At 58.7% G+C, this 5,905-nt stretch carries 5 protein-coding genes and 1 tRNA gene; 4 read left to right on the top strand and 2 right to left on the bottom strand.

The window, feature by feature from the left end:
- Nucleotides 1–162 precede the first annotated feature (162 nt).
- The 4 genes from Q4577_RS23415 (at nucleotide 163) to Q4577_RS23400 (ending at nucleotide 4,637) form a co-directional block, all read left to right on the top strand.
- A complete protein-coding gene (locus Q4577_RS23415) occupies nucleotides 163–2,481 on the top strand; it encodes a DUF4962 domain-containing protein (protein ID WP_303472577.1) in 2,319 nt (772 codons plus the stop codon).
- A gap of 43 nt (nucleotides 2,482–2,524) precedes the next feature.
- Nucleotides 2,525–2,857 (top strand): cupin domain-containing protein, encoded by a 333-nt coding sequence (locus Q4577_RS23410; RefSeq protein ID WP_303472575.1) that lies wholly within the window; start codon nucleotides 2,525–2,527, stop codon nucleotides 2,855–2,857.
- A 38-nt stretch (nucleotides 2,858–2,895) separates the two neighbouring features.
- Nucleotides 2,896–3,777: an NAD(P)-dependent oxidoreductase gene (locus Q4577_RS23405; protein WP_303472572.1), complete on the top strand. Its 882-nt coding sequence runs from the start codon at nucleotides 2,896–2,898 to the stop codon at nucleotides 3,775–3,777.
- Nucleotides 3,778–3,893: 116 nt separating this feature from the next.
- Nucleotides 3,894–4,637 carry an SDR family NAD(P)-dependent oxidoreductase gene (locus tag Q4577_RS23400; protein WP_244688440.1) on the top strand — a complete coding sequence of 248 codons (744 nt, stop codon included), beginning with the start codon at nucleotides 3,894–3,896 and terminating at the stop codon, nucleotides 4,635–4,637.
- A gap of 32 nt (nucleotides 4,638–4,669) precedes the next feature.
- On the opposite strand, the gene Q4577_RS23395 is transcribed toward Q4577_RS23400, so the two are convergent.
- Nucleotides 4,670–4,981: a cupin domain-containing protein gene (locus Q4577_RS23395; RefSeq protein WP_303472570.1), complete on the bottom strand. Its 312-nt coding sequence runs from the start codon at nucleotides 4,979–4,981 to the stop codon at nucleotides 4,670–4,672.
- Nucleotides 4,982–5,223: 242 nt separating this feature from the next.
- Nucleotides 5,224–5,299: transfer RNA gene (locus tag Q4577_RS23390), tRNA-Trp, on the bottom strand.
- Between the last annotated feature and the right edge of the window lie 606 nt (nucleotides 5,300–5,905).

Genomic DNA, 5,905 nt, shown 5'->3' with positions numbered 1-5,905 from the left:
CTTCAACACTCTCGGCTCCCTCTTCGTCCCCCTATCCCTCCCCCCGCCCCCCCCCCCCGCCGGGGGGCGCCCCCCCCCCCCCCCCCCTTTTCGCGGGGGGGGCGCCCCCCCCCCCCCCCCCACCACCCCCCCCCTTTTATACCCAAAAGAAAGACCTGACCGATGCCCGGCGCCGCAGTCCTTCCCACGCTCGATGAACCCAAAACCGGTCGCCTGACGATCCAATACGCGCCCGACGCCACCAGTGAGATCACCGAGAATCCGCCGCGCTTTACCTGGTTGCCCGTCATCGAAGACGAGGCGCAATACGTGCTGCGCATCTCGACCGATCCGAATTTCGGCAACGACACACGGGTCTTTGCCAATATCCCGCTGAATTTCTTCACCCCCGATGTGGCGCTGGAGCCCGGGCAATATCACTGGGCCTATGCGGTCTGTGACGACGCCGGCGCACCCGCCTCGGGCTGGAGCAGCACCCGCAGCTTCACCATCACCGACACATTGCCAAAGACCCCGCTGCCAACGCGCAAGGAACGCTTTGCCAAATCGCCGCAAAGCCACCCGCGCCTGTGGTTGAACGCCGATCGTCTGGCCACCTTCCGCGATGCGGTAAAGGCCGATGCAGATCACTGCACATGGGCGAATTTCTATGACAAATCCGTCCTGCCCTGGATGGACCGTGACATCACGCCGGAACCTGCGGGCTATCCCGGACACCAACGCACCGCCCCGGTCTGGCGTCAGACCTATATCGACCTTCAGGAGGTGATGTATGCCATTCGCCACCTCGCCATCGGCGGTCAGGTGACGCAAGACGCCGCCATGCTGGCCCGCGCCAAGGAATGGTTGTTGTCAGTTGCCGAATGGGATCCGATGGGCACCACCAGCCGGGCCTATACAGATGAATGGGCATACCGGGTCTGTAATGCACTGGCCTGGGGCTATGACTGGCTGCACGACCAGATGGACGAAGACGAACGCACCAAGGTACGCGCGGCCCTGAAGGAACGCACCCGCGACATCGCCGAACATGCGATCATCAACGCCAAGATCCACCTGTTCCCCTATGACAGCCATGCGGTGCGCTCGGTTTCGCTGACCCTTGTGCCGGCGCTGATTGCGCTGCTGGGCGAAGATGAAGACGACGAGGCCCGCGACTGGCTCAACTATTGCATCGAATTCCTTGCCACCGTCTATTCCCCCTGGGGCGACAGCGACGGCGGCTGGGCAGAAGGCACAAATTACTGGATGATGGGCATGGCCTATCTGATCGAGGCGGCCAACCGGATCAAATCCTTTACCGGCATCGACCTGTATGAGCGCCCCTTCTTCCGCAACACCGGGGATTTCCCGCTGTTCTGCAAGGCGCCGAACACCCGCCGCGCCACATTTGGCGATGACTCGACACAGGGCGATCTGCCCTGCATCAAGACCGGGATCAACCTGCGCCAATACGCGGGCGTCACCGGCAATGGTGCCTATCAATGGTATCACGAGGAACTCGCCCGGCTGAACCCCGGCACCGAAGGCGCCTTTTATAACTGGGGCTGGTGGGACACCAATTTCGACGAACTGACCTACCTCACCGATTTCCCCGAGGTCGAGGCCAGCGATCCGCCCTCTGGCATGTGCCATTTCAAGGGGATCGGCTGGGTCGGTATCCAGCACGAAATGGCCAACCCGGACAAACATGTTCAGTTTGTCTTCAAATCCAGCAAATTCGGCTCGATCAGCCACAGCCACGGCGACCAGAACGCGTTCTGCATGGCCGCCTATGGCGAAGATATGGCAATCCAGTCGGGGTACTATGTGGCGTTCAATTCCACCATGCACCGCGAATGGCGCCGCCAGACCCGGTCCAAGAACGCCATCCTGATCAACGGCAAGGGCCAGTACGCCGAAAAGGACAAGGCCAAGGCGATGGCCGCAACCGGCAAGATCCTGGCCGCCGAAGAACATGACGATCACGTCTATATCAAAGGCGATGCCACAGCGGCCTATCAATCGCTCTCGCCCGAGGTGACGCTGGCCGAACGCGAAATCTATTTCGTGCGCGGCAGCTATTTCGTGATCGTCGACAAGGTCGATGCCAGCGAACCGGTCACCATCGACTGGCTTCTGCATGCCAATCAACCTTACGATCTGGGCAAAACCTCGTTCCGCAACACCGGACAAAAGGCGGGCTTCTACGGCCAGGTCGTCTGGTCCGAGGCGGGCAAACCCGAACTGACACAGGTCACCGGTTTCCCCGGCGTTGACCCGGCGGATTACGCCGGCCTGCCAGAAAGCACTTGCCTGCACGCGCAATACCCGGCAGCCACGCGTCACCGGATTGCGACATTGCTGGTGCCATATCGTCTGGAAGAACCGAAACGGATTTTCAACTTCATGGATGACCAGGGCTATGATGCCGACCTGTATTTCACCGACGCGGACGAAAACACGTTCAAAGTGGTGATGAAAAAGCTGGCCAATACCTGATCCGCCAAATCGGCGCAGACCAAACACGACCCGGAGACCCAAGATGACCGTAAAGAACTACTTTCCCGGCAAAGAGAACAAACTGTTCGACGCCGGTGGCGGGCTGACCCGCAAGGTGGCGGCCTATAACAACAACGCAATGTGTGTCGAAGTCCATTTCGACACCGGCACCGTGGCCGCGCGCCATCACCACCCACACGAACAGATCACCTATGTGATCTCGGGCAAATTCGAGTTCACCGTCGGCGATGACACTTACATCGTGTCTGCCGGGGACTCTCTCTATAAACAGCCCAACATCGAACATGGCGCGACCTGTCTCGAGGCAGGCACGCTTTTGGATATCTTCACGCCTCACCGCGAAGATTTCCTCTGAACCAACACAAATACAGAATACCAAAGGGAGAACACGGCATGACCAAACCTGTCATCGGTTTCATTGGCCTCGGCCTCATGGGCGGCAACATGGTCGAAAACCTTCAGAAACGGGGCTACGAACTCGTTGTCATGGACCTCAACAAGGACGCCGTGCAGACCGTCCTTGACCGTGGCAATGCCAAAGCGGCCACCTCGCCCAAGGAACTGGCCGAAGCCAGCGACATCGTGATGTTGTGCCTGACCACCTCGGAGGTGGTTGAAAAGCTCGTCTATGGCGACAACGGCATTCTGGCCGGCATCAAAGAAGGCGCGACTCTGATCGACTTCGGCACCTCGATCCCGGCCTCGACCCGCAAGATTGGCGCCGATCTGGCCGCCAAAGGCGCAGGTATGGTTGACGCACCGTTGGGCCGCACCCCGGCACATGCCAAGGACGGCCTGCTCAACATCATGGCGGCGGGCGACAAGGCGACCTTTGAAAAGGTCAAACCGGTGCTCGACGAACAGGGCGAAAACGTCTTCTACCTCGGCGCGCTGGGGGCCGGTCACACCACCAAGCTGATCAACAACTTCATGGGCATGACCACCGTCTGCACCATGAGCCAGGCCTTTGCCGTGGCCGATCGTGCCGGTGTTGATCGCGCGCAGCTTTATGAGATCATGTCGACCGGCCCGTCGAATTCGCCCTTCATGGGGTTCTGCAAGAACTATGCCGTGGACGGTGTCAGTGATCTGGGCTTCTCGATCAACAATGCCAACAAGGATCTGGGGTACTTCCTGAAGATGGCCGAGGATCTGGGCACACGGGCCGAGATTGCCGAAGGCACCTCAAACAATCTGCAAGCAGCTGTTGACGCGGGCAAGGGTGACGGCAATGTGCCGGAAATCTTTGACTATTTCCTGACACTGAACAAATAACCAGACTTGGCACCAGCGCCGCCTGTCGGCGCTGGTCCAACACGCCGTCCCCCCCAAAAAAATTTCCGCCCAATACCCCGGCCCCAAAACCGGCCAGACGCAACAGAGGACAGACCATGAAGCTTCAGGGAAAAACAGCCATCGTCACCGGTGGCGGACGTGACATCGGGCGCGCCTGTGCTGTGCGTCTGGCGCAAGAAGGCGCAAATGTCGCGATCAACTATTTTGCCTCCAGCGCCGGTGCCGAAGAAACCGTCGCGGAAATCACCGCCGCCGGCGGCAAGGCGATTGCGGTTCAGGGCGATCTGTCAACCGAAGCAGGCGTTGCGACGCTGGTGGACAAAACCGTCGCTGAATTCGGATCGGTCGATGTTCTGGTCAACAACACCGGCGGGCTGATCGCCCGCAAGACCATCGCCGAAATGCCGTTGGCGCATTGGAATGCGGTGATGGATCTGAACCTGACCAGCACATTTCTGATGATCAAGGCCTGCCTGCCCCATATGAAAACCGGTGCAATCGTCAACATCGCAAGCCAGGCCGCCCGCGACGGCGGTGGGCCGGGCTCTATTGCCTATGCCACGTCCAAGGGGGCAATCATGACCATGACCCGCGGGTTGGCAAAGGAGCTTGGCCCGGATATCCGCGTCAACGGTCTTTGCCCCGGTATGGTGGACACGGATTTCCACAACATCCACACCAAAGACGAAGTCCGCCGCGGTTTCGAAGCAGCAGCCCCGGTCAAACGCCAGGGCGTGCCGATGGACGTCGCCAATCTGGTGGCCTTCCTCGCCAATGACGAATCCGGCTTCATGACCGGCACCAATCTGGACATCAATGGCGGCGTGGTCTTTAGCTGATCACACCGCGTTTGCGCCCCGCTGACCCTCTGTCAGAGAAAATCATCGCGGCGGGGCGTGAAGCAATCGACCAATGTGCCGGGTTCCAGGCACACACAGCCGTGTTCGGCATTTGACGGCACCACAAAACTGTCCCCTTGGGCCACTTCGGTCACCACACCTTCGACTGTGAACCGGAACCGGCCACTTTCGACAAAGGTGGATTGAACGTGGGGATGGTTGTGCAACGCGCCCTCTGCCCCAGTCGCGCCAAAGCGAAACGCAACAACCATCAGGTCCGGGTGATCCGACAAAACCTGTCGTGTGACGTTCTCGCTCGCGTCAATGACGGGAAATCCACTCATCTTCGGTGTCTCCTGCATGAAAAAGTTCAGCGCGGCTGACTTGGCGACCGCTGTTATCCAATAACATGCCGCCAAAGATGATTTCCAATACCGTTTTTCAACACAAGATCCCCTGTGGGGGCCGTCGACGCATGGCCAATGCGATTGCGCCTGCTTCACATAGGGAACCAGAGCGGAAGAATTTTGGAAATTGGAGTGTTTGACTGTTCCACCACTGTGGAAACGGCACAATGTGCGGAAAATGGCAGGGGCACCAGGGTTCGAACCCGGGACCTACGGTTTTGGAGACCGTCGCTCTACCAGCTGAGCTATACCCCTAAGGCCGGGTGTTCGGATACAACCGCACCAACATGAAATCAAGAGCGTTTTTACTGAAATGTTGTTCACGCGACATCCTTTTACGATCACGCGGACCCGATCAAAATATCGCCGTTGTTCACCGCACCGTGAGATTTGATTTCACCCGACCATGTGCACAAAAGCACAACAAATGTTTACTCTTTGCACGACATTTCCAATTCAGAAATTTTGCCGCGTTCCCGTGTGATTTCGCGCTGAAAGCCCGCAACAAATTCCCTGAAAACAAAGGCTTTGGAGGGGGGCTAGGAAGCCGGACCGCAATCGTCAAGCACACCTTTTGGTGAGCGGCCGTGTGCATTTGCGTGATTTGAGTTCTCCGGGCTGCGGGCCCAGATGCTGTGTTGTCGGAAGCGACCACCGACGGAAAGACACACAGTCTTCGTAAGACAGACAGTCCCACACCGGGACCATAGAGAACAAAAGGAACAGAATTATGAAAAATATCATCGCAATCACCGCCCTCGCCCTGGCTGGCTTCGCAACAACTGCATCCGCCATGACCCAGTCGACCACCGGCAACCTGCAGCAAATCGAACGCTATGCACCGAATGCCGATCTGTCGAA

Source organism: Marinovum sp. 2_MG-2023 (genome assembly GCF_030548265.1).
Classification (GTDB): domain Bacteria; phylum Pseudomonadota; class Alphaproteobacteria; order Rhodobacterales; family Rhodobacteraceae; genus Marinovum.
This window is presented reverse-complemented; position numbering and strand designations above follow the sequence as displayed.

Excerpts from the sequence above, each read along its gene's own strand:
- Q4577_RS23415 (WP_303472577.1), top strand. The coding sequence starts at position 163 with ATGCCCGGCGCCGCAGTCCTTCCCACGCTCGATGAACCCAAAACCGGT.
- Q4577_RS23410 (WP_303472575.1), top strand. The coding sequence starts at position 2,525 with ATGACCGTAAAGAACTACTTTCCCGGCAAAGAGAACAAACTGTTCGAC.
- Q4577_RS23405 (WP_303472572.1), top strand. The coding sequence starts at position 2,896 with ATGACCAAACCTGTCATCGGTTTCATTGGCCTCGGCCTCATGGGCGGC.
- Q4577_RS23400 (WP_244688440.1), top strand. The coding sequence starts at position 3,894 with ATGAAGCTTCAGGGAAAAACAGCCATCGTCACCGGTGGCGGACGTGAC.
- Q4577_RS23395 (WP_303472570.1), bottom strand. The coding sequence starts at position 4,981 with ATGAGTGGATTTCCCGTCATTGACGCGAGCGAGAACGTCACACGACAG.